This is a genomic window from Halalkalibaculum sp. DA384, from assembly GCF_043951955.1.
In the GTDB taxonomy this organism is placed as follows: Bacteria; Bacteroidota; Rhodothermia; order Balneolales; family Balneolaceae; genus JAMQKA01.
Map to the genome: position 1 here is coordinate 94,233 of NZ_JBINJE010000013.1, position 22,050 is coordinate 116,282.

20 protein-coding genes are annotated in these 22,050 nt (G+C 48.7%); 13 read left to right on the top strand and 7 right to left on the bottom strand.

Features of this window, described 5'->3' with window-relative positions; translation table 11 throughout:
- Positions 1–100 precede the first annotated feature (100 nt).
- Positions 101–733, bottom strand: a complete 633-nt coding sequence (locus ACG2E4_RS09610) for a hypothetical protein (RefSeq protein WP_395276396.1) — start codon at positions 731–733, stop codon at positions 101–103.
- 618 nt (positions 734–1,351) lie between these two features.
- Between ACG2E4_RS09610 and ACG2E4_RS09615 the strand changes: the two genes are divergently transcribed.
- The 4 genes from ACG2E4_RS09615 (at position 1,352) to ACG2E4_RS09630 (ending at position 7,006) form a co-directional block, all read left to right on the top strand.
- Positions 1,352–1,693, top strand: a complete 342-nt coding sequence (locus tag ACG2E4_RS09615) for a hypothetical protein (RefSeq protein WP_395276397.1) — start codon at positions 1,352–1,354, stop codon at positions 1,691–1,693.
- 247 nt (positions 1,694–1,940) lie between these two features.
- Positions 1,941–3,701 carry a DNA polymerase/3'-5' exonuclease PolX gene (gene polX / locus ACG2E4_RS09620; protein WP_395276398.1) on the top strand — a complete coding sequence of 587 codons (1,761 nt, stop codon included), beginning with the start codon at positions 1,941–1,943 and terminating at the stop codon, positions 3,699–3,701.
- Positions 3,702–3,737: 36 nt separating this feature from the next.
- Positions 3,738–6,206: a Lon protease family protein gene (locus ACG2E4_RS09625; RefSeq protein WP_395276399.1), complete on the top strand. Its 2,469-nt coding sequence runs from the start codon at positions 3,738–3,740 to the stop codon at positions 6,204–6,206.
- Complete coding sequence (locus tag ACG2E4_RS09630; protein WP_395276400.1) at positions 6,203–7,006, top strand: universal stress protein; 804 nt, start codon at positions 6,203–6,205, stop codon at positions 7,004–7,006. Before ACG2E4_RS09625 ends, ACG2E4_RS09630 begins: the two co-directional genes overlap by 4 nt.
- Before the next feature lie 37 nt (positions 7,007–7,043).
- Here ACG2E4_RS09630 and ACG2E4_RS09635 read toward each other — a convergent pair whose 3' ends face one another.
- From ACG2E4_RS09635 to ACG2E4_RS09655, 5 genes are all read right to left on the bottom strand, one after another.
- Positions 7,044–8,171 carry a hypothetical protein gene (locus ACG2E4_RS09635; RefSeq protein WP_395276401.1) on the bottom strand — a complete coding sequence of 376 codons (1,128 nt, stop codon included), beginning with the start codon at positions 8,169–8,171 and terminating at the stop codon, positions 7,044–7,046.
- The gene (locus ACG2E4_RS09640) at positions 8,161–9,270 is read right to left on the bottom strand and encodes a DUF3419 family protein (protein ID WP_395276402.1); all 1,110 of its coding nucleotides are present in this window, start codon (positions 9,268–9,270) and stop codon (positions 8,161–8,163) included. Before ACG2E4_RS09640 ends, ACG2E4_RS09635 begins: the two co-directional genes overlap by 11 nt.
- Positions 9,271–9,282: 12 nt before the next feature.
- Positions 9,283–9,855, bottom strand: a complete 573-nt coding sequence (locus tag ACG2E4_RS09645; protein ID WP_395261690.1) for a hypothetical protein — start codon at positions 9,853–9,855, stop codon at positions 9,283–9,285.
- Positions 9,856–9,943: 88 nt separating this feature from the next.
- The gene (locus ACG2E4_RS09650) at positions 9,944–10,438 is read right to left on the bottom strand and encodes a BCAM0308 family protein (RefSeq protein WP_395276403.1); all 495 of its coding nucleotides are present in this window, start codon (positions 10,436–10,438) and stop codon (positions 9,944–9,946) included.
- 13 nt (positions 10,439–10,451) lie between these two features.
- On the bottom strand, positions 10,452–11,120 hold the full coding sequence (locus tag ACG2E4_RS09655) for a dienelactone hydrolase family protein (RefSeq protein WP_395276404.1): 669 nt from the start codon (positions 11,118–11,120) through the stop codon (positions 10,452–10,454).
- A gap of 241 nt (positions 11,121–11,361) precedes the next feature.
- On the opposite strand from ACG2E4_RS09655, the gene acsA reads away from it, so the two are divergent.
- The 7 genes from acsA to ACG2E4_RS09690 are packed head-to-tail and all read left to right on the top strand — an operon-like array spanning position 11,362 to position 18,670.
- Complete coding sequence (gene acsA, locus ACG2E4_RS09660) at positions 11,362–13,095, top strand: acetate--CoA ligase (RefSeq protein ID WP_395276405.1); 1,734 nt, start codon at positions 11,362–11,364, stop codon at positions 13,093–13,095.
- Positions 13,096–13,116: 21 nt separating this feature from the next.
- The gene (pdhA, locus tag ACG2E4_RS09665; RefSeq protein WP_395276407.1) at positions 13,117–14,121 is read left to right on the top strand and encodes a pyruvate dehydrogenase (acetyl-transferring) E1 component subunit alpha; all 1,005 of its coding nucleotides are present in this window, start codon (positions 13,117–13,119) and stop codon (positions 14,119–14,121) included.
- Between the two features lie 13 nt (positions 14,122–14,134).
- Complete coding sequence (locus ACG2E4_RS09670) at positions 14,135–15,133, top strand: alpha-ketoacid dehydrogenase subunit beta (RefSeq protein ID WP_395276408.1); 999 nt, start codon at positions 14,135–14,137, stop codon at positions 15,131–15,133.
- The gene (locus ACG2E4_RS09675; RefSeq protein WP_395276409.1) at positions 15,099–16,346 is read left to right on the top strand and encodes a dihydrolipoamide acetyltransferase family protein; all 1,248 of its coding nucleotides are present in this window, start codon (positions 15,099–15,101) and stop codon (positions 16,344–16,346) included. The genes ACG2E4_RS09670 and ACG2E4_RS09675 overlap by 35 nt, the downstream gene beginning before the upstream one ends.
- The gene (locus ACG2E4_RS09680) at positions 16,343–16,591 is read left to right on the top strand and encodes an acyl carrier protein (RefSeq protein WP_395276410.1); all 249 of its coding nucleotides are present in this window, start codon (positions 16,343–16,345) and stop codon (positions 16,589–16,591) included. Before ACG2E4_RS09675 ends, ACG2E4_RS09680 begins: the two co-directional genes overlap by 4 nt.
- Before the next feature lie 18 nt (positions 16,592–16,609).
- Positions 16,610–17,614 (top strand): ribose-phosphate diphosphokinase, encoded by a 1,005-nt coding sequence (locus ACG2E4_RS09685; RefSeq protein WP_395276411.1) that lies wholly within the window; start codon positions 16,610–16,612, stop codon positions 17,612–17,614.
- A gap of 9 nt (positions 17,615–17,623) precedes the next feature.
- A complete protein-coding gene (locus tag ACG2E4_RS09690) occupies positions 17,624–18,670 on the top strand; it encodes a hypothetical protein (RefSeq protein ID WP_395261681.1) in 1,047 nt (348 codons plus the stop codon).
- Between the two features lie 3 nt (positions 18,671–18,673).
- Here the strand turns inward: ACG2E4_RS09690 and ACG2E4_RS09695 are convergent, their stop codons facing one another.
- Positions 18,674–19,066, bottom strand: a complete 393-nt coding sequence (locus ACG2E4_RS09695) for a hypothetical protein (RefSeq protein WP_395261680.1) — start codon at positions 19,064–19,066, stop codon at positions 18,674–18,676.
- 294 nt (positions 19,067–19,360) lie between these two features.
- Between ACG2E4_RS09695 and ACG2E4_RS09700 the strand changes: the two genes are divergently transcribed.
- Both ACG2E4_RS09700 and ACG2E4_RS09705 read left to right on the top strand, forming a co-directional pair.
- Positions 19,361–20,317, top strand: a complete 957-nt coding sequence (locus ACG2E4_RS09700; RefSeq protein WP_395276412.1) for an ROK family protein — start codon at positions 19,361–19,363, stop codon at positions 20,315–20,317.
- A 220-nt stretch (positions 20,318–20,537) separates the two neighbouring features.
- Positions 20,538–21,755: a hypothetical protein gene (locus tag ACG2E4_RS09705; RefSeq protein ID WP_395276413.1), complete on the top strand. Its 1,218-nt coding sequence runs from the start codon at positions 20,538–20,540 to the stop codon at positions 21,753–21,755.
- Positions 21,756–22,050 lie beyond the last annotated feature (295 nt).

Sequence of the window (22,050 nt, forward strand, 5' to 3'; positions counted from 1 at the left end):
CCGCAATTCAAACTGGAAAACGCCGGCCCTGGAACCCATTTTACCTGCAGTTTGGAGAGGCTTTTTGATCCAAAGAAAACGGTTTTACTGCCCGTACATCTTACCACCGGTATTCAATATTTATCCCATATCCCCAGTCAACTATCTGATTGTAATTTTCTCCCAGCGTTTTTCGTATGTAAATGCTGGGTACAACTTCATTGAATGGGCGCCCCACACCGGCTCGAAGTTGAGAGATTCCGTCGTCAAAAAAAATTGGATTATTTCCATAATAGGGGCTTCTGCCATTAATGCCCAGGTACCCCTCAATAGCTGATGTGCGATACAGTCCGGTTAGACCATAAAGAAGAAAAAGCATATTCTCCGATTTTTTGCGCTCAACCCAAATCGTTCCCAGCCTGAATTTAATAGCAACAGGATCCCGGATAGTACGCACATAATTGCCTATTAACGGTATGGACCAGTCATTATAATAAGCAAATGCTTCAAATCGATCACTCAATTCAGATTGCAGGCCGTTAGAATGGGCATAACCTTCTCCCATTCCAGGTTCAGGAGTAGTGGGTAACCTGACTCCCAACTCAACAAACATGTGATGATCGGGGTCTTGGGACCTTTCGATGTGCAATTTTCCACCGATATAGATATTCCCGATAATTGTACGCTCATATTCAGACAACGGAACATTAAATTCCTCCATATAACCATAATATGAGAATGGAAGCTCTACCATAACACTGGCATTTTCTGTAATTCCCAATTCCCCCCGTAATAAAGAATACGGTACTTCCTGATATCACTTCCCTCCAATTGAATTCCCTCTCATGACTGAATATCATCTTGTCCCATTCCACCAAAATTTTATTCGTTTCTGAATCACTCAGCCAGGGCGACTGGGCATAACTGAAGCTTCCCAGCAATCCAAGCATCAAACCTGATAATATTAGTTTGTTCATGAGATCATCCTCCTGATGTTACTGCTGTTTATCGCAATAAGAACTAGATCAATTTAAATATCCCTCTCTACTTGGTCATTGAATGACAGTAAAACATATGCTTTTAGGTAAGGGGAAACAGTACAAGGATAGTGAAGGGGATAAACTTAGACTTGCATAACCTTCTTAAATCGAAATGGAATGTCCATCCTGTTTTCCCTTACAATGCAATAATCTCAATCACTACAATTACTGCTGACACAATATTACATCCATAGATGTTAACAGATGGTATTCTTAAAGGGTAAGATCTGTGTAGTCATCAAGTATGAAAATGTGCTGCTAAATTTTGAACGAAAGATTCGTAGTACAAGAGGTGGAGCGTGAGAATAATATCTTACATAACAGTACTCTTGTTGGTTATTGGAATTGGGCTGCCGATCAACGCATCCGCCACTCAATGGAATGATAACATAAACAGTACCCAGCTCCCGGCACCGGCAGCCGGCCTGGAACATCCGGAATTTATATTTGCCGCAGAGGGATTCCTGTATGAATGGTTCCCGGAAGCCGATGAGGCGTCAGCTATTGCGATAAGTAATTTGATCAAGGGGGCTGACCGAAAAGAGATGCTTAAGCTGTTCAGGCAACAGGAGCAATTGTTTTTGGATGCCGTTTATGCCAGATGGAGGGGAGAGAAAGAAACAAACAGGAGATCGGTAGAAACAGATCAAGTTCGCGTTAAAATACCCCGTTAGGAGTTTTTCTTACCGCCCATATAGCACTATTCCTACACGAAAAACTGTGATTATTCAGACAATCAATAGACACTCTTTCTGTAGTATTTCAGTAACATTCATGTGTGACGACTGAATATTTAGTTTTAACTGAAACGCTGATGAAGGGATTGTAATCAACTGGTTGGAGCGATCGACATGAATAACGTTCATGAATGTATCGTGTTCAGATCACTTTCCCGGAATGGAGGCAGGGAGGCTGTAACTCATGTATAAGATCAATAAAGAACTGGCAGAAATATTTTCCGAATTGTCAGCTATATACCGGTTCAAGGGAGAGGAACACCGCTTTCGTGTAACCGCCTACCAGAAGGCCGCAACGGTACTTGAGCACTTGCAAGAGGATATCCGAAACTATATGACCGATGATCAGCTGGAGGAAATTACGGGCATCGGGGAAAGCATCGCGGAGAAGATCCGGGAGTATGTAAAAACCGGCAAGATCAAAAAATATGAGAAGCTAAAAAAAGAAATTCCCCCGGATTTTATCGAACTATTGGACGTCAAGGGCCTCGGACCGCAAACCCTGAAAACGATCTGGAAAGAGCTGAATATCACAACGCGGGCGGAACTGGTTAAGGCCCTGGAGGATGGCCGCGTGGAAGCGCTGGAGGGATTCAGGGAAAAATCGGTTCAGAATATTCTTGAAGGATTGAACGAGCAGGAAAAGGCTGACCAGCGAATATTGCTGGCGGATGCCATCGAGATTGCGGATTGGCTGGTCGAACAGTTGTCAGCTCAGCCCGGAGTGATAAAGGTACAGGTGGCAGGCAGCATCAGGCGAGGGCGGGAAACGATTGGAGATATTGACCTGCTGGTATCCGCCGAGCCCCAGAAAAGAGAACGTATTATTGATTTTTTTGCGGAGATGGAGGGCGTGCGCAAAGTGATTGCCAAAGGAGATACGAAAGTCAGCATGGTCATCGATCAGGCGCATCGGCAGGTGGACATGCGTATTATTGATGACGAGGAGTGGGGCGCTGCGCTGCTCTATTTTACCGGATCGAAGGAGCATAATGTGCACCTGCGGACCATCGCCAAAGATCGGGATCTGAAAATAAACGAGTACGGACTCTATGAATCCACCGGTAAAAAAACGAGGATCGCCGGCAAGACAGAGGAAAGTATCTACAAAAAACTGGGGCTGACCTGGATACCGCCGGAACTGAGAGAAAACACCGGGGAAATTGAACAATCGGCTCAAAATAAGCTGCCAACGTTAGTAACTGTGGATGATATAAAGGGGGAATTCCACACCCATTCCAAGTGGTCTGATGGCCTCCAAACCATAGAGGAGATGGCTCGATATGCGCGGGATGAAATGAGCTACAGCTACATGGTGCTCACCGATCACTCCAAGTCATCGCGCATAGCCGGGGGACTCAATGAACAGCGGTTCCTGGAACAGTTCGAAGAGATTGACCAGATCAACCAAAAGATGGGCGGGCACTTCATTAAAAAGGGAGTGGAAGTGGACATCCTGCCGGACGGAAAGCTTGACTTGGAAGACAGTCTGCTTGAGCAGATGGACTGGGTGGCAGCTTCCATTCACAGCCATTTTAACCGCGACAATACCGATCGTATCCTGGCCGCCTGCGAGAGCCCGTTCGTGAACGCCATCGGTCACCCGTCAGGCCGCCTGATTGGAAAGCGAAAGGCCTACCCGCTGGATATCGAAAAAGTGATTGCCAAGGCCGTTGAAACCGGCACGGCTTTGGAGATCAACGCCCAGCCCCAGCGGATGGACATCAGCGGAGAATGGGCCAAAATGGCTATTGAAAAGGGAGTAATGCTCGTAATAGGAACGGATGCCCACGATTTGGCCAATTTCAAATACATGAGCCAGGGGGTGACAACAGCCCGCCGCGGTTGGTGCCAGAGAGAGCACATCATAAACACGAGAGAGTGGAACGGGGTAGAAAAATTCGTGACCGCTAAACGTGAAGCGCTCGGTGTCAAAAGCAGCTGAGCAACAACGACTGGAAAATAAACAAAGAGGCGCATTATGAATAACAAATCTATGCTAACCAGTAATGAACTTTCAATAGACAAGCTGTATCGAAACTGCAACCCGGAGGATTTTACGTTTTCGACCACCGATGAGCTCGAGCCGCTGGAACAGCAGATGATCGGGCAGGACCGTGCGCTGGCATCGGCAAACTTCGGGATTCGGATGCATCGGGACGGCTACAATATCTACGCGCTGGGAGCGGAAGAGACGGACAAACGCAATCTGCTGGAACTACTCATCAAGAGCGAAGCGGAAAACCAGGAGGTGCCGGCCGACTGGAGCTACGTCTGTAACTTCGGGGATGAGCACCAGCCCATTGCACTGCAGCTGCCGGCGGGTAAAGCAGCGCGGCTTCGCACGATGATGGAAAGTCTTGCGGATGATCTCCCGAATGTACTTACCAGCGCATTTGAGAGTGAGGAATACCAGAATCGCCGGCAGACTATTGAAGAGCAGCTCAAAGAGGAGGAGCAGACCGCCTTTTCTGAGCTTCAGCAGCGAGCTGTATCGCAGGGGCTGACCCTCATCACAACGCCCGTGGGATATTCGTTCGCACCCACCAAAGACAACCGGCTGATGACCCGGGAAGAGATGCAGCAGCTTACCGGGGAGGAGCGCAAGGCGATTGAAGAACAGATCCAGATCTTCCAGAAAGAACTTCAAAAAGTGCTGCGGCAGGTCCCCGAACGGCAGCGTAAATTTCGGGCGATGCGCGAAAAATTGAACAAGGAATTCACACAGTTCTCGGTGCGTGGGTTGCTCGAGGAGATAGAAGCCGAATTCAGTGGTCAACCGAAAGTCCTGGAATACCTGAAGCATGTTCAGGATGATATTGTGGAACATGTGGAAGGGATCATCAACCCCGGCGGTACAAATCCATTTATCCAGGCGATGACCGGGAAGCAGGAGACGAACATCCCCTCCAGCGAGCATCCCGTACTCTGGCGGTATGGCGTGAACGTGATGATCGACAATGCCACGGCCAGGGGTGCGCCTGTCATTTACGAGGATAATCCCACGTATAATAACCTGATTGGCCGGATTGAGCATGTTTCGGAGATGGGGACTCTCACAACCGACTTTACCTTTATCCGTCCCGGGGCCCTGCATCGTGCAAATGGCGGATATCTGCTGGTGGATGCGCTGCGTCTGCTTACCCAGCCCTTTGCCTGGGAGGGGTTGAAGCGCGCACTGCAAAGCAACCAGTTAAAAGTGGAGTCTCCGGGCGATATGTATGGGCTATTCAGTACCGTTACCCTGCAACCCGCCGCAATAGACCTGGATGTGAAGGTGGTGCTGATCGGCAGTCGTTTCCTCTATTACCTGCTCTGTGCCTATGATCCTGACTTTATGAATCTCTTCAAGGTGGAGGTGGATTTTGAAGACGAGATCGACTGGAATAGCGATAACCAGCACCTCTATGCCCGGCTTATTGCGGGATTGCTCCGCAAATATAATCTGAGTCCGATGGATCGCGGCGCTGTATCGCGCATGATTGAGCACACCTCGCGGATGGTGAGCGACAACGAGAAAGTCAGCACGCACATCCAAAAAGTGATTGACCTGTTGCGAGAGGCCGATTTCTGGGCCGGCCAGGATGGCAAAAAGGTCATCGGTCGCGATGCGGTACAACAAGCCATTGAGCAACAGATCTATCGATCTGGACGATTGCGCGACCGTATCCGTGAAGAGATGATCCGCAAGAATATTTTTATCGATACCGAAGGCAGCAAGGTGGGACAGGTCAACGGCCTGTCGGTGGTAATGCTGGGGAACAGCATGTTTGGTCATCCCACAAGGATAACCGCCCGCGTTCAGCTGGGCCGCGGGCAGGTCATAAATATTGAGCGGGAGGTCGAGATGAGCGGTCCCATTCACTCCAAGGGGGTGCTCATTCTTTCATCATTCCTGGGCGCCCGGTACGCCTCCGAAAAGCCGCTTTCGCTCAATGCCAGCCTCGTGTTTGAGCAGTCGTACGGCGGGGTAGAGGGAGACAGCGCTTCATCCACCGAATTGTATGCCCTGCTTTCGGCCATCGGCGAAATACCGCTTAAACAGTCAATTGCCGTCACGGGATCGGTCAACCAGCATGGCGAGATTCAGCCTATCGGCGGCGTAAACGAAAAAATTGAGGGTTTCTTCGATCTCTGCAACGAGCGCGGCCTGACCGGCGAGCAGGGGGTCCTGATACCCCGGGCCAATGTCAAAAACCTGATGCTGAAGCATGACGTAGTGCAGGCAGTTGAAAAGGGTCGATTCCATATTTATCCCGTCGAAACCATCGATGCAGGAATGGAGCTGCTGACCGACCTGGAGATGGGCCGGAGAAATATTGAAGGCCGGTTCCCCAAAGGAAGCATTAATCAACTGGTTGAGGAAAAACTGGACCGATATGCCGCCATCCGCCAGCAATATGCTATGCCGGGTAACGGCTTAAAACAGAAAGAGGAGAGCAACTCATGAACCTGACCAAAATATTGATCGCTCTGGACTCCTCGACTGGAACCACAACACTTATGAAAATAGCGGCTGAGCTGGCTCATAAAGCAGATGCTGAGCTTTTGGCCCTTTATGTTGAGGATATTGAGTGGTTTGAAGCCAGCAAACACAGCTTTACCCAGCAAATAAGCAGCTATACCGGAGAGATTATTCCATTTTCCGAACAGCATATTACCATTCAGTCAAAAGCGTTGAAACGGCTGCTGCAAACCACCCTCACTGACATCGGGCGGCTGATGAATATCCGTTATAGCTACCACGAGGTTCGGGGCGTGGTCAATAAAGAGCAACTGGATGCCGCTGCCCGGGTAGACCTGGTTGTGGTACGGCGGGCTGAACATCCGGTGAGGCATCCCTACAAACTGAGCCGCTCGGCAAGAGAGCTGGCTGAACAAAGTCCCGTGCCGGTATTGGTCTGGAATGCCGGCAGCAACTGGCCGCAGTCATTTATCGGGATCTGCAGCACGCCTGACCGCAGCAGCCCGGTTATAGACTGGACAGTCTCCCTGGCAGATATCATGAACCGGAGGGCCTACCTGTTTTGGCCGGCCGAACTCGATCTGAACCTGGACGATATGAAAAGCAACACCCCGCTTTCGGTCTCATTTGAGACCGTGAAAAAGATCAGTGAACGCCACCACGACCTTTCTCCCGAAGAGCTGAAATACTACCGCAATGAACTGCTGATCATCTCGCGCGACAACCTGACTCAGAACCCCGGTGAATACCTGGAAGCATTGACGAATTCGGTGCTTTTGCTGTAGAAGGTATTTATAGTAGTATATGTGATTATGCAGGTTCTCAAATCTGTATGGCATCCGCATAGATTAGTCCTGTGTTTTTGATTTCCGGATGCGTCTTGTGCAGGGTCCCTAGTACGACGTTCGATCGGACCTCTCTTGCAATGAATGGTTTTGTTGCTCCCAACAACGGGTCATTGGCACCCCCTCCAAATATCATTGAGTGATATCCGTCCTGCCGGAACGTGTTATAAACGTATCGCAATAGGGCTTCCATAATTGCGGGATCCCGATCCATTACGGCGTACTCTGCAATAGTAATATCGCGAAGGGCTTCTCCCGTATTCGGCAAGCGGGCTGCTCCGGCAATCGATGCGGCCAGGTTGTAAAGCATGCGGCTGAGTTCCATCCTGAGACCATATTTCAGAATCCGGTTCTTTTTGAGGGCAGTCATATCCCATGCTGAACAAACTCCCACTATTTCATTTCCCAATAGAGCAAGGAAATAATTTTCAATGCCGAATAGGGGCCTTTGAGTAAGATTTTGCAGAAAGAGATCCCCGTTCATTTCTGGAGCGAGGAATTTATTTGTATGCTCTTCTTTGAGCAGCTCTACAATGGCATTGATGTCCGCTGGCTGAGCTCTCCTGACGGTGTATGTACGGCTTAACTGTTTTGGGAACAGCAGTAAAATATTGACCATCGAAATTTGACCGACAACTCTTGGAGAAAAAAATCCGTGCTCAGACAACTTCATTGCAGGAATATTTCGATCCATAATGTATGCATAAATGAATTTGATCTGCCTGTTTTTTGAGATTATCCCGGACAGGCGATCTGACAATAATTTCAGGAACTCCCGACCCAGCCCATGTTGGAACACATGCATGTTTCCCAGGTAAATCACATCGGTAACACGTTGGTTGATATACCGTTTTTGGTACGATGTGAACACATATCCCAAGAGTTCATCATTCCTGAAAAGTCCCAGGCAACGGTAGTTATAGGAGGTTAGTCTGGGAATCGCGAAGATATCCGGAGAGCGGTCAAAATGGATCTGAAATCTCCCGGCTTTTACCGGTGATTGGCTTGTTAAACGGAGCAGTCTCTCGTTCCATTCCTGTCCCAGTACTCGTAATTCATAGCGGGAAGAATCGATCGATTTATTGTCAATTTGTTTAATTTTCATCACCGGTAATTGTAAATGGGACCAGGTTGTAGAAGGGGAATCGATCCTGTTCCAACAGCCGCTCTCCCGATGCATAATTGAGCTGAATGTTGCCAGGCAATTGTGCAGGAACGATGCCGGACGAATGGATATAACGGATCAATCCGCGGGCATCCTCACCGGCTTTTTGGGAAATGACCTCCATCAGCGTCATGAAGTCCTCCTCCGTCAGCCAGTCGCTGACGTTTGAAAGTGCAAATTTGTTGTATCGGCCGCGGTCCGCCGTATCCAGAATATCTGTATATGAGATTTTGATGAACTGAAGGCGGTCCCGCTCGTTTTGTAAACGCTCCCGGCCTTCTGGCGTGAGATAGGAGGGCAGGGCTTCTTCAAACAGTACCCGGTTGAATAGCACAAGTTGCAGCATCCAGTTTTGGCGAACCGGGGTGTTGGTGCAGAAACCTCTGAACTTGGCATAAAACCGCAGCCCGATGTTCTGATCCCCCATATGAATTAAGCCTTGCTCGGCGATGCCCCCTTTGCGATAAAGACGACGATGAAACATCAGTTTGAAAAGATTTTTCAGCAGGCCGGTCCGTAGCTTCTGATCGAAATACGCTTTCTGCTCCTCGATACTTCTCGTCTCAAATAATCCCAACATTTTGTGGTAGCCCCCCAACAGCCATCGTCCCAACGGGGAAAAACGGGCGATGTAGGTTTCATACCTGCCGAGATGAATAGGGCCTTGCTCGAATATCCGTTTCTGATTCCTCCAGTATTTCACTTCCGAGGCAGGCAACTCCGGTTTGATCAAATTAAATAACTCTGTTCTGTTCGCTGTATCTGAAGGCAGGTATCCCAGGAAAAGGGCTGCCTCTTCGGTTTTTAAAATTGCGGCCGCCTTTAGCTTGAGATTGGAGAGAAACAGCTGTGATTCCGCAATATCCACGGCATCGATTTTAATTGACTCATGAGTGTTAACCAGCAATTCAAGCGGTACTTCACCCGCGCTGGCGATGCACAAGATTCGATCACCCGGAACCGGTTTCAGCGCTCGAAGCTCGCTTTGGGGATCGTCCTGGGAAACTCCAAAATCGTATAGAAACTTTCGTTTGAACATTTCTGAACCGGTCTAAAATGACCATGTAAGTTTGATCCCCAGAGCATGCCTGTTATTTCGATCAAACATACGTACGCTTAAGGGAGTGCTGGTTATTTCTACCGGTATTCTTTCCCATTTTTCACCTTTAGAGGCAGAGCCAATAATTGCCCCGATTACCACCCCTGCCAGGGAACCAGCGGCTGCACCCATCAAAAATGCTTCACCATCCGAAAATTCAATGGTGCACCATTGATCATCAGGATCACAAGATTCATTAGAAGCCAGGGTAATGATTCCGATGGTAAAGGCACCTATGCCCCCACCGACCAGTGCACCGCGACCTGTTTTCCGAACTTCCTTGCGTATTTCAAGCTGTTCAATAGCATTGATGGGAATTTCCGTCCAGGAATTTGGTGAGTATACTCCTGTAACCAGAATCCTGTCTTGCGTAATGCTATCCACCTGGCCTGTAATGATGCTATCCGAAACAGCTGGAGCGGTGATCCTGATATGATCGCCTTCGTGTACCCCTTTAATCTGTGCTAAAACGGTATCCGGAAGCCCTCCGACAAATAGTACAAGCAGTAGTGCTGTAGTTTTCATTTCCTTTCTCCATGATGAGTTCAGAACTTTTTGTATTGGAATTTCCAGCTCCAGTGGGCAATAGCTCGCTTTTGGCTGTCCAGGTCATTTACCGGTTCCAGCTTACACGGATATAGGTTTCAGCATCGTAGGAGATCTCCAGTTCTCCCCGGTAGGCCTGGTTTAATGCATCACCAATTCGCCGGGGCAGGTGTATGCCCGTGGTCGAAATAAGGGTGCTGCCGTTGTCTGTATCTATCTCCATAATACGTTCCAGCGGATGTTCCTGGCTCTCTGTCCGTTCCAGGTTTTTTATCATGTGCATAATCTCCTTGCGATGCTCCTCAAAGAAGGATCCGCTTATTTCCACAGTTCCAGCGGGATAATGGTCCCGAATTCGCCTGCATGCGGGACACAGCTCTTTATATGCCTGTTCAGAAACCTCTTCCCATCTCCATCGTCCTTCAATGAATGAGGCTCCACAGGTCGGACATTTTGTAGGTTCTTTGTATTTTTTCTTCTCCCGATACACATCGGATCGTTCATCTTTGAATATTCGGGCACGATCCTGCTTAAAGATGTGTCCTTTTTTCTTGCGTTCCATTCTGATTTTCTCCTTACTTTATAAAATCTTTTTCGATTTCTTTTTGATAGCGATAGAGATATTTCAAAAACCACTCATTTGCATGACGCGTAACCTCTTCAAGCGTTCCCGGTTCTTCAAAAAGATGCGAGGCGCCGGGAATAATTGTAAGCTTCTTGATGCAACGCATCTTTTTGAACGCCTGCTGATTGAGTTTGATCACCGGGGTGTCCAACTCACCTGCCAACAGCAATATGGGGCTTTTGACTGATTCCAATACCCGTTCGGCCAAATCCGGGCGTCCACCGCGGGAAACAACGGCCTTCACAACCTCAGGCCCCAATACTGCGGCAGCCCTCAGTGCCGAAGCGGCCCCAGTGCTGGCTCCAAAATATCCTGCATTCAGCTGCTTGTAATCTTGTTGACTTTTGAGCCATTCTGTTGCCTTGACAAGTCGCTGGGTTAGAAGATCAATATCGAACCGTGTTTGGTAGTTTAGATCTTCCTTCTCTGTCAGCAGGTCAAAAAGCAACGTGGCAAATCCTTGGGTTTCAAGGGTGTAAGCTACAAAACGATTGCGTGGACTTAGCCGGCTACTTCCACTGCCATGAGAAAAGATTACTAAGCCCTTTGAATTATCCGGCACCACGATATCACCTTTCAGCATTACGTCATCAGCGGGTATATCCAGTTCTATTTTCATGATCCGGTTGAATGAATTATTTTACCAGCTATATTTAATACTGGCCATTCTATGGCTCTCTTGCTATAGGAAATTGACGGATACGCTTGTAGGGTCGACTATTACGGTTAGCAAACTGATCTGACTTTACCATCACTTTGATGTAGGAAATCCATCTACAAGCTAAAGCATGGATTCCCTCTGTCGCCTGTCCCCCCGGATTGGATATACTTTTATCAAATGAAAAAAATGAGAGAATCCAATGCCCGAGAAAGAGATCATAGAACCCCCAGTTCAGCCTGTTTCCCCCAATATGGCTAATTACGAGCAGGAGTATAAATCCTTTAGGTGGGAACAGGTTCTTGACGAGTTATCAGGTTTCCCCGGCCGGGAAGGCTTAAATATAGCCCATGAAGCGGTGGACCGGCATGCTGTGGGGAAAAAGGGAGCAAAGGTGGCGTTGCGCTGGATCGCCGAAAACGGGACAAGCCGGGAGTTTACATATAATGAACTGAAGCAGGAGACCGACCGTTTTGCCAATGTGCTGGTAAAATTGGGCATTCAGAAGGGAGATGTAGTATGCACGCTGACGGGTCGCATACCGGAACTGTATATCACGGCGCTGGGCACCCTCAAAAATGGCAGCGTATATTGCCCTTTATTTTCCATCTACGGTCCTGAACCGATCTACCAGCGACTGAGCAAGGGAAAAGCCAAGGTTTTGGTTACCACGGAGACGCTGTACCGGAAGAAAGTAGCCGGGCTGATGGATCGTCTTGAACATCTCAAATATGTGCTGTTGACCGATGTGGAAAAAGAGCAGAACGACCACATCCGCTCCCTGCCAAAACTGATGGGTCGGGCCAAAAGCAGCTTTAAAGTTGTTGCCACAGCCCCCGAAGACAGGGCGTTGCTGCACTTCACGAGCGGTACCACCGGCATGCCCAAAGGCGTCGTACATGTACACCAGGCCGCCCTGACGCACTACATCACCGGCAAGTATGTGCTGGATTTTCACCCCGACGACCGGTTTTGGTGCACCGCCGATCCCGGCTGGGTGACCGGCACTTCGTACGGCATCCTGGCGCCCCTGATGCACGGCATCACCAACATTGTGGTGGAGGCCGAATTTGATGCGAGGCTCTGGTATAGCATTCTCGAAGAACAGAAGGTCACTGTCTGGTACACCGCTCCCACGGCCATCCGGCGGCTCATGCGGATGGATATTGATGTGCGCAAAGAGTACGATTTGCGTGCACTGCGACTGATTCTCAGCGTGGGGGAGCCCCTGAATCCTGAAGCGGTGCGTTGGGCACAGAAAACACTGGGCATGCCGATTCTCGACAACTGGTGGCAGACCGAAACCGGGGGCATTATGATCGCCAACTATCCTTCCATGCCGGTTAGGCCGGGATCGATGGGCAAGCCGCTGCCGGGGATCAAAGCTGCCATCATCACACCCGACAATAAAGAAGCTGAACCTGCCCTGATAAACACGCCTGGTGATTCCGGTCACCTGGCCCTGAAAGCGGGGTGGCCCTCAATGTTCCGGGGGTACCTGGATGAGCATGAGCGATATGTGAAATGCTTTGCCAACAGTTGGTATCTCACCGGTGACCTGGCCAGCCGCGACGAGGATGGCTACTTCTGGTTTGTGGGTCGCGCCGACGACATCATCAAGACGGCCGGGCATATGGTGGGCCCATTCGAGGTGGAAAATATATTGATGGAGCACCCGGCCGTGGCAGAGGCGGCGGTGATCGGAAAGCCGGACCCGATGATGGGTGAACTGGTGAAAGCGTTCGTCACCCTGAAGAGTAATTTTGAAGCGACCGAAGAGCTCAACCTGGAGATTAAAGGGTTTGCGCGGGAACGACTGGGACCGGCCGTGGCCCCGAAAGAGATCGAGTTCACCGATGAACTGCCAAAAACCCGAAGCGGAAAAATCATGCGCCGGTTGCTCAGGGACCAGGAAAGAGAAAAGGTTGAAAAATAATCACGGTAACAGGAGAAACAGATGCCAACAAAAAAGAAGGCGGCCCCGAAAAGCGCCACGTCCACAACTATTGGAAATGAAAAGAAGGTGCATCTTCTTCACCAGATGAAGCGTATCCGGGCGATGGAAGAGAAAGCGTATGAGCTCTATACACAGGAAAAGATCCGGGGATTCCTGCACCTGTACGACGGTGAGGAAGCGGTGGCCGTGGGCGTCATCGAAAATCTGCAGCCCAAAGACAGTATTGTTGCGACATACCGGGAGCATGGGCATGCCCTTATCCGTGGAGTATCCATGGACAGCATTATGGCGGAGATGTATGGCAAAGCCGAGGGGTGCAGCGGCGGCCGGGGCGGATCGATGCACCTGTATGACAAGGCGACCAATTTTTTCGGTGGATCCGCAATTGTGGCCAACGGGCTGCCGATGGCGGTAGGTGTGGCTTTTGCCTATAAAAGGCAAAAAAACAACGCCATCGCCTGCTGCTTCTTTGGAGAAGGTGCTGTTGATGAAGGGGAGTTCCACGAATCGCTGAACCTGGCCTCCCTTTGGGAGCTGCCGGTCCTGTTCGTCTGTGAAAACAATCTCTATTCCATGGGAATGCCCTTCGAGCTTGCCGAGGCGGAGACCAACCTCGTCAGAAAGGCGGAATCTTATGATCTGAAGGCCGAACATGTTGACGGCATGGACGTACTTTCCGTGATGCAGGCCAGCGAGAAAGCCATCACATACGTCAGGGAGCGGCAAAAGCCGTTTTTCCTGGAGTGCCAGACCTACCGCTACCGGGCCCACTCCATGTTTGACCCCGAACGATATAGAACCAAAGAAGAAGTCAAGGAGTGGAAAAAGCGGGATCCCATAACCACATTCACGGAAACACTGAAAGCTGAAGGCATCCTTTCCGAAGAAGAGCTAAAAAAATTGCAGGACAAGGTTGCGGATGAAGTGGAGGCCGCGGTTCAATTTGCAGAAAATGGCACGGAAGAACCGGTCGAAGACCTGGCCCGGTATGTTTACAGTGATTAACAAGGAAGGAACCATGGAAACTACAACACAACAAACGATGACCTACCGCCAGGCAGTACGAGAGGCGATGCGTGAGGCCCTGCAAAAAGACGACCGCGTATTCCTGATGGGGGAAGATGTGGGTCGCTACGGCGGCTGCTTCAACGTCAGCGAGGGAATGCTGAAAGAGTTTGGAGAAGATCGCATTATCGACACCCCGCTTTCGGAGTCGGGATTTACCGGGTGTGGAATCGGGGCGGCGGTGGCCGGTATGCGTCCAATCGTGGAAATAATGACCGTCAATTTCAGTCTCCTGGCCGCCGATCAGATTATTAACACGGCAGCCATCCTGCAGTATATGTCCGGCGGACAATTTAATGTACCCATTGTCATCCGAATGGCCACGGGCGGGGGCAAGCAGCTGGCCGCCCAGCACTCGCGAAGCATGGAGGGATGGTATGCCCATATCCCGGGACTAAAGATCCTGGTCCCAGCTACAATTGAGGATGCGCGCAGCATGCTGTGGCCGGCGCTCGAAGATCCCGACCCGGTACTGATATTCGAAAATTCCACCCTCTATAATTACCAGGAAGAATGGTCGGGCAATGGAGCAACCGTTGACATCAGGTCAGCCAAAGTTCGACGCCAGGGCCGTGACGTCTCGATACTCACCTATGGCATTGGGCTGTATAAATCCCTGGAAGCTGCCGAGATGCTGGCCGAAGAGGGCATTGAGGCCGAAGTGGTGGACCTGCGCGTATTGCGGCCCCTTGATGATGAAACGATTCTTTCCTCCGTGGCAAAAACAAACCGTGTCGTTATCGTAGATGAAGGATGGAAGAGCGGCGGTATTTCTGCGGAACTGAGCGCGCGGATTATGGAGCACTGTTTCTACGACCTCGACTGCCCGGTGGAGCGGGTTTGTGGCGAGGAGGTACCCGCCCCGTATGCCAAACATTTGGAGCAGGCCGCCCTTCCCCAACCTCAAAACATTGTAGATGCTGTCAAAAAAATGGGAGGTCTCCATGGGTAAGTTCATCATGCCGAGCCTGGGTTCCCAGATGATAGAGGCCAAGCTGATCAAATGGCTGGTAGCGCCCGGCGATACCGTTAAAAAAGGCGACATCATCGGGGAGATAGATACGGAAAAAGGACTGATCGACATCGAGGTTTTCGAAGACGGCGTCATCACAGAACTGGTGGCCAAAGAAGGTGATGTGGTGCCGGTGGGATCGGTGATGGCAGTTATCGATGGCAAGGGAGAAACGAAGAAGGAGAAAGTGGAATTGACGGAAGCTCCAGAAGAGAAGAAGGAGAAAGTGACAGGAAATGGAGAGCAGAAAATCCCTGCCGGGAAACCAAAATCGAAAGAAAAAGAAGTCTCATTGCACCGGATTAAGGCGTCTCCACTGGCGCGGCGCGTGGCCGAGGATCTGGATGTCGATATCAGCAAAGTGGAGGGATCGGGAGTTGGCGGCACCATCCATCGGAAAGATGTAGAAGCATTTGCTCAACAAGCGACGGCTGATGAAACGTTTGATAAAGAGGTGGAGATGGCGGAAAAGATATCTACTATGGAAACACAGAAAAACATGCGCCAGTCGATTGCCACAGCTATGAGCCGGTCCAACCGGGAAATACCGCACTACTACCTGGAGACAGAAATCGATATGAAAGTGTCACTGGAATGGCTGGAGGAACAGAACAAAAAACGCCCGGTCAATGAACGCCTGCTCCCCCCGGTACTGCTTATAAAAGCGGTGGCCAATAGCCTGTCGGAGGTCCCGGAACTGAACGGCTTCTGGACGGACGAGGCGATGCATATCGAGGAGGGCATTCACGTGGGATTTGCGATCTCGCTGCGCCGGGGCGGACTGGTCATTCCGGCGATCTTGAATGCCGATATAAAATCAATGGACGAAATTCGAGCAGAATTTGTCGACATGGTGATGCGGGCCCGGGAAGGTCATCTCCGCAGCCGGGAACTGAGCAGTTCCACGATGACCATCACCAGCCTGGGCGAACGGGGCGCCGAAAAAGTGTATGGCATTATTTATCCCCCGCAGGTGGCCCTGGTCGGGTTTGGAAAGATCACGGAACGCCCCCGTGCGGTCGACGGATCGATCGGCATTCGGCCCGTGCTTTCCACCGTGCTGGCGGGCGACCACCGCGCCACCGACGGACATACCGGCTCCCGTTTCCTGGAAACACTAAACGATCAACTTCAGCATCCGGATACATTATGAGTGCACCCGATATCATTGCCATTATTAAAAAGCACCTTCACCGGGTAGCCCCGGAAGCGGACCTTGAGACGCTGCAGCCCGATGAGGATTTAGGCCGTGCCCTGGATATCGATTCGATGGATTTTTACAACATGATGGTGGCGCTCAGTGAAGAGCTAAAGGTGGATATCCCGGAAGAAGAATACAGTACGCTCAGGAGCCTGAACAGGATCCGTCAATTCTTAACGGAATCGGTCAATAAGTAATCGGCTATCATTCAATATATGGCAAAAGCAGGCAAAAGTGACCTCAAGTTATTCGCTCTTAATACATCCCGGGAACTGGGAGAAGGAATATCCAAAACGCTGAAGATTCCCTTAAGCAAACACGAAGAGCGCGATTTCGAGGATGGGGAACACAAAATCCGCTCACTTGAAAACGTGCGAAACGGTGATGTGTATGTTGTACAGTCGTTATATGCCGATGACCAGCAGAGCGTCAATGACAAGCTGTGCCGACTGTTGTTTTTTATCGGTTCCCTGTGGGATGCCGGCGCCCGACAGGTGACGGCAATTACCCCCTATCTTTGTTATATGCGAAAGGATCGGAAAACCAAGCCGCGGGACCCGGTCACCACCCGGTACATCGGGACGCTGTTTGAGGCGGTAAACACTTACAGAATCCTTACCATGGATGTACACAACCTTCAGGCCTATCAGAATGGGTTTCGTTGTCGTACGGAGCACCTGGAAGCCCAGGAACTATTTGCCGAATATTTTGCCAAGGCACTTGGCCAGGAAGAACTAGCCGTAATGTCCCCGGATGCAGGTGGCGTGAAGCGCGCCGAGCAGTTTCGGCAGCGGATGGAGCGGGCCACTGGCCAGTCCATCCCGCTTGTATTCCTCGAAAAAATACGCAGCAAAGGGGTTGTGAGCGGAGAAACGGTGGTAGGACAGGTCGAGGGGAAAACCGTGATTATTATTGATGATCTGATCAGCAGCGGGACGACGCTGGCCCGGGCTGCCAAAGCGTGCGTAGAGATGAATGCTCGGGAGGTATATGCCGCGGCCACTCACGGCGCCTTCCTGGGAAAAGCTGCGGAAGTACTTCAGGAAAAAACACTACTGGAAATCGTCATTACGAACTCCATTCCCCCGTTTAGGCTGCCCGAGCAATTAATCAACCAAAAAGTAAAAGTGCTGGATATCGCTCCCCTGCTGGGAGAGGCAATTTTACGGTTATATAACGGCGGATCGCTCATTGAGCTGATGGATCCCATTGATGAATAATCCTGAATTATGGCTGTATCGGACCGAGAAACGGGTATTGCATCAGATGATATTTCCCTGGAGGAAAAAGTCCGCTTCCTGAAAGAGAAGAAAAACTATCCTCATCCCACCGCCGATGTCAAAGCAGTCAAAACGCATATGTCCTGGGTGTTCCTGACCGACCAGTTCGTCTATAAACTAAAAATCCCGTTTCGCTACGATCACTTGAAATTACTGACTCCGCCGGCTCGACATCACAATTGCCTGGAGGAGATCAGACTTAACAAACGGCTGGCCGAGGATATCTACTTGGGGGTTACTCCACTTTCTGTAGATAAGGAGGGAAATCTTGTGCTGGGAGAAGGAGAACGGGCCGTTGACTGGCTGGTTAAAATGAAGCGGCTTCCAAAAAAAACAATGCTGGAACAGAGGATAAAAATCGGTACAAAGATATCCGAAGTTCAACTACAACCGGCGGCGGAACTGCTCACGAATTTTTATTTGGATGCCCAACCGCTCCATGTATTGCCAAAAGAACAGCTGGAACAGATGAAATCAACGCTGGAAGAGTCCCGGGCCGAGCTACTGTCTCCGGAATTTAATATAAATCACCCGATGATAAATCGAGCGTATGATAAACAGATGGCATTTATTGATGAGCATGTTGATCTGTTCAAAAAACGAATTGCTGAAGGACGAATTATTGAAGGGCATGGCGATTTGAAACCGGATCATATCTGCCTGGATCCCCCGGCTGTCATCGACTGCCTGGAGTTCAGCAAGCAGTTGCGAACGCTGGATGTGCTTGATGACCTGGCCTTCCTGGGATTGGAATGTGACCGGTTTGGAGCACCCTGGGTCGGGGAATATTTCATCAGGCATTATGCAAAACACGCTGAAGATGCATCTCCAGCAAAACTAATCAGCTTTTATAAAAGCTATAGAGCAATTATCCGGGCGCTGTTGTCTGTTCGCCACCTCAGGGAAGAACAGTACCAGGGAGATCCCAAATGGAGGGAAAGAGCAAAAAATTATTTAAAGCTAGCTGAAGAATATATGGTTCTTATCCAATGGTAACAGTTACTCTTTATGAGCTATTTGGTAGGGGTGCATATACTGCAGCATTTGATCGATAAGATTGGTTTGCTGCCGGGCCAAGTTGCTGAGATCTGTGGGATCACCATTCATCATCATATAGATACAGGCTAATTCGGACAGCTTCCAATCTTTATAGATATAGTCGGGGTTGCCGCGGTAGATCCTGTAGAAATGATCCCCAATCGGCAAGTTCAGGGTTTTGAAAATCTCGATGGTACGCTGCACTGAATTTTCAACTATTTTAGCCTTATCGTCTTCTACCTGTAGTAAATCGCTCGCATAGTAGCTGCACTTTCGAATGCGAAGAATATCCAAAAACCGCATGATCTCTTTGGATCGGTATTCATCATAGAGAATGTGCAGTGATTTCTTCATGGGTTTGTTTGTCGTTTTGCATGTTTTCCAAAATACAACCAGCGACTATAGCATTGATGTAAGCAATAGCTTGCTGTCGATGTGGAATTTTCACCTACACTCATTGTTTGAATAATGCATCGGTAATGACTTTCACATACTTTCCCCTATTAAATTGGCAAAAAAATTGAATAAAATAGTTTAAAAGGGAAGATGTGAAAATATAGCTAAGTAACTGTTTATATTTGTTTTATATCGTAAGATATATGGATAATATTTCCGGAAAGCATTAGAACAAGGATCAAATTGAATAAAATGAAATGTGCGATAGGGATTGACGTGGGAGGAACAAAAATTGAAGCGGCCCTGGTAGATGAGAAGGGACAAATTCATGAAAGGATGCTCATTGAAACCGATGTCCCTCACGGGTATGCCGCCGTTAAAAAGCAAATCATCTCTTTAGTAGAAACATTAATCAACAACCACAAGGGGGCGCCACCTGTGGGAGTGGGAATTGGAGTTGCGGGCCAAATTGACAAGGGGAAAGGTCTCGTTAAATATGCCCCCAACTTAAATTGGGAGAATGCCCCCATCAAATCGGATCTTCAAAATAAGTTACAGCTTCCCGTTATCGTGCTTAATGATGTCCGCGCCATTACCTGGGGAGAATGGCTGTATGGGGCGGGAAAAAATTGCGATCACCTGGTCTGCATTTTTATCGGTACCGGTATCGGGGGTGGGATTGTCAGTAATGGGAAGATGCTGGAAGGGGCCAGCAATACGGCGGGCGAAATCGGGCATATGACGGTAGATATGCATGGACTGGCCTGCCATTGTGGAAACAGGGGCTGCCTGGAAGCACTGGCCGGCAGCTGGGCACTGGCCCGGGATGCAGCCGAAGCGATCCAGAAGGATCCAGAATCGGGGAGCCTGATCCTGGAGCAGGCCGGTGGTGAGATCCAAAACATCAAAGCCAAACATGTTATTGAGGCATATCATAAAAATGATGAACGGGCTCGTCAGCTTGTCAACCGGGTGGCGGATGCCCTGGGTGCGGGGTTGGCGGGACTGACAAATATCTTGAATCCAGAGCGTATAATCGTGGGTGGCGGCGTGCCCGAGCACCTTCCCGGCCTACTTTCGATGGTAGAAAAAAGAGTACATGAACGAGCCCTGAAGGCAGCAACCGAATCCCTGGCCATTGTACCCGCCCAGCTCCACGGCGATTCCGGAGTTATAGGGGCAGCATCATTGATGATTCATGAGATCTGAAAACATGATAGCATTACTATCTGACGCTATCTTCTCCTATTGTAGTTGAACATTTATGCTTACATAAATTTCTTGATGAAAGTTGAGTTTAGCATCGCAGTGGAGTTGTTCTCTTTACATATTTAAACAGTTTCCCTCCTTTGAAGATCTTGCCTTTAACATAAAAATAGGTTTTTATGCCTAGGGCATTACACGGATTTTTATATTAAAGCTATTTACGTTGCAGGCATTACTGACTACACACGCAAAATACTTTGCATATGGCGTTATTATAATTTCAGTATTATTAATGGGGTATGTCATTTATGAAATTTCCCTAGCTAAACAAAGATTTGCAGACCAGCTTATTACGAAGTCGGTCAACCAGACAGAAAGTGAACTTGACAACTTTTTTGACCGTATTTATAACTTAATTAATGCTGTAGATCAACAGTATGATTCAGGTTTTTGGGAGGATTTGCCAAGGGATAAGGCAATACTTCACAACATTTCTCTCATCGAAAACTATGAGCCTATTTCATCAGTGGGGCTTGCCGATTCCCGGGGCTATGAGTTTAATGTGATACCGGATACGGTAGACGATCAATGGCTGACCAGAAAAGTGTTTGTTGATCAATGGGGTTTCATTGAAAAATGGAAACGATGGGAATTAGGGGATTCACTTACTGCAATAGAGGAGTGGGAAGATAGTCTTGCAATTGATACAAGAGAACGACCGTGGTTCAAAGGCGCAAAAAAAATTGGAGAAGAAATATTCTGGACTAACCCCTATGAATACACGACCGGCCCAGAAATTGGGATTACCGCTTCCCAATTATTTAAAAGCGATACGCCAGATACCAAATTTAAAATTATTGCATTTGATTTAACGTTAAGTGATTTAAATGTCTTTGTTGATGACCTTGAACTAACCAGGAATCAAAACATTTTTTTATTAACCTCCGATAACAGTAGGGTCATAGCACTACATAAATTGAGCCCCGACCTCTCCGTGGCCCAATTAAGTTCAAAATTGCAGGTATCACCGGAACAGTTAAATAGCCAGGCATTAATTAAAGTTCTAAGAGAAGATGAAAATCATGAGGCATTCAACTTTACTGCTGACGGTGAAAAGTGGTGGGGGATTTTAAAACCGTATCAAATATCTGAAACCAGAAGTATCAATATTGTATCGGTTTTACCGGAAGATGATTTTGCACTTGAAATAACGAGAACCCTCTGGGTGAGTATTGGCTCCTTTTTCCTTATCGTTTTCCTGTCGATTATAGTAGTTCGAAACCACAATAAACTACACCGTATAGGCAACACGCTTGCGGATAAGAATAAACTGGTATCTGAGCAAAAAAAGATTCTTTTTTCAGAAGTTCATCACAGGGTAAAAAATAAAAGACCAGGAGATCATTTCCGCTTTTCTGAAGAAATTGAGTGCAAAAATTAAAACCCACATCGATGATAAGATATGTATTACTCTCAGCTTCGAATTGAAGAAACAGAAGGGTATTGTTGGAAGTAAATTTTATAACGTCTGAATACCAAAGGTTTGAGTATTATGAGTTCATGCATAAAAACAGGGGAAATTATCAGGAATATATTTGCTTGTTCTTAAATCTAATTTTTTGCAGGAGAGTGAGACCAAAATAAAGACGCCAGTAAAAAAGCAGATCAAATAGATTTCACCCATCTGCCTTTTTATAAAATGAAATCTAAAGAATTGAAATCTGAAGGAGAATTAC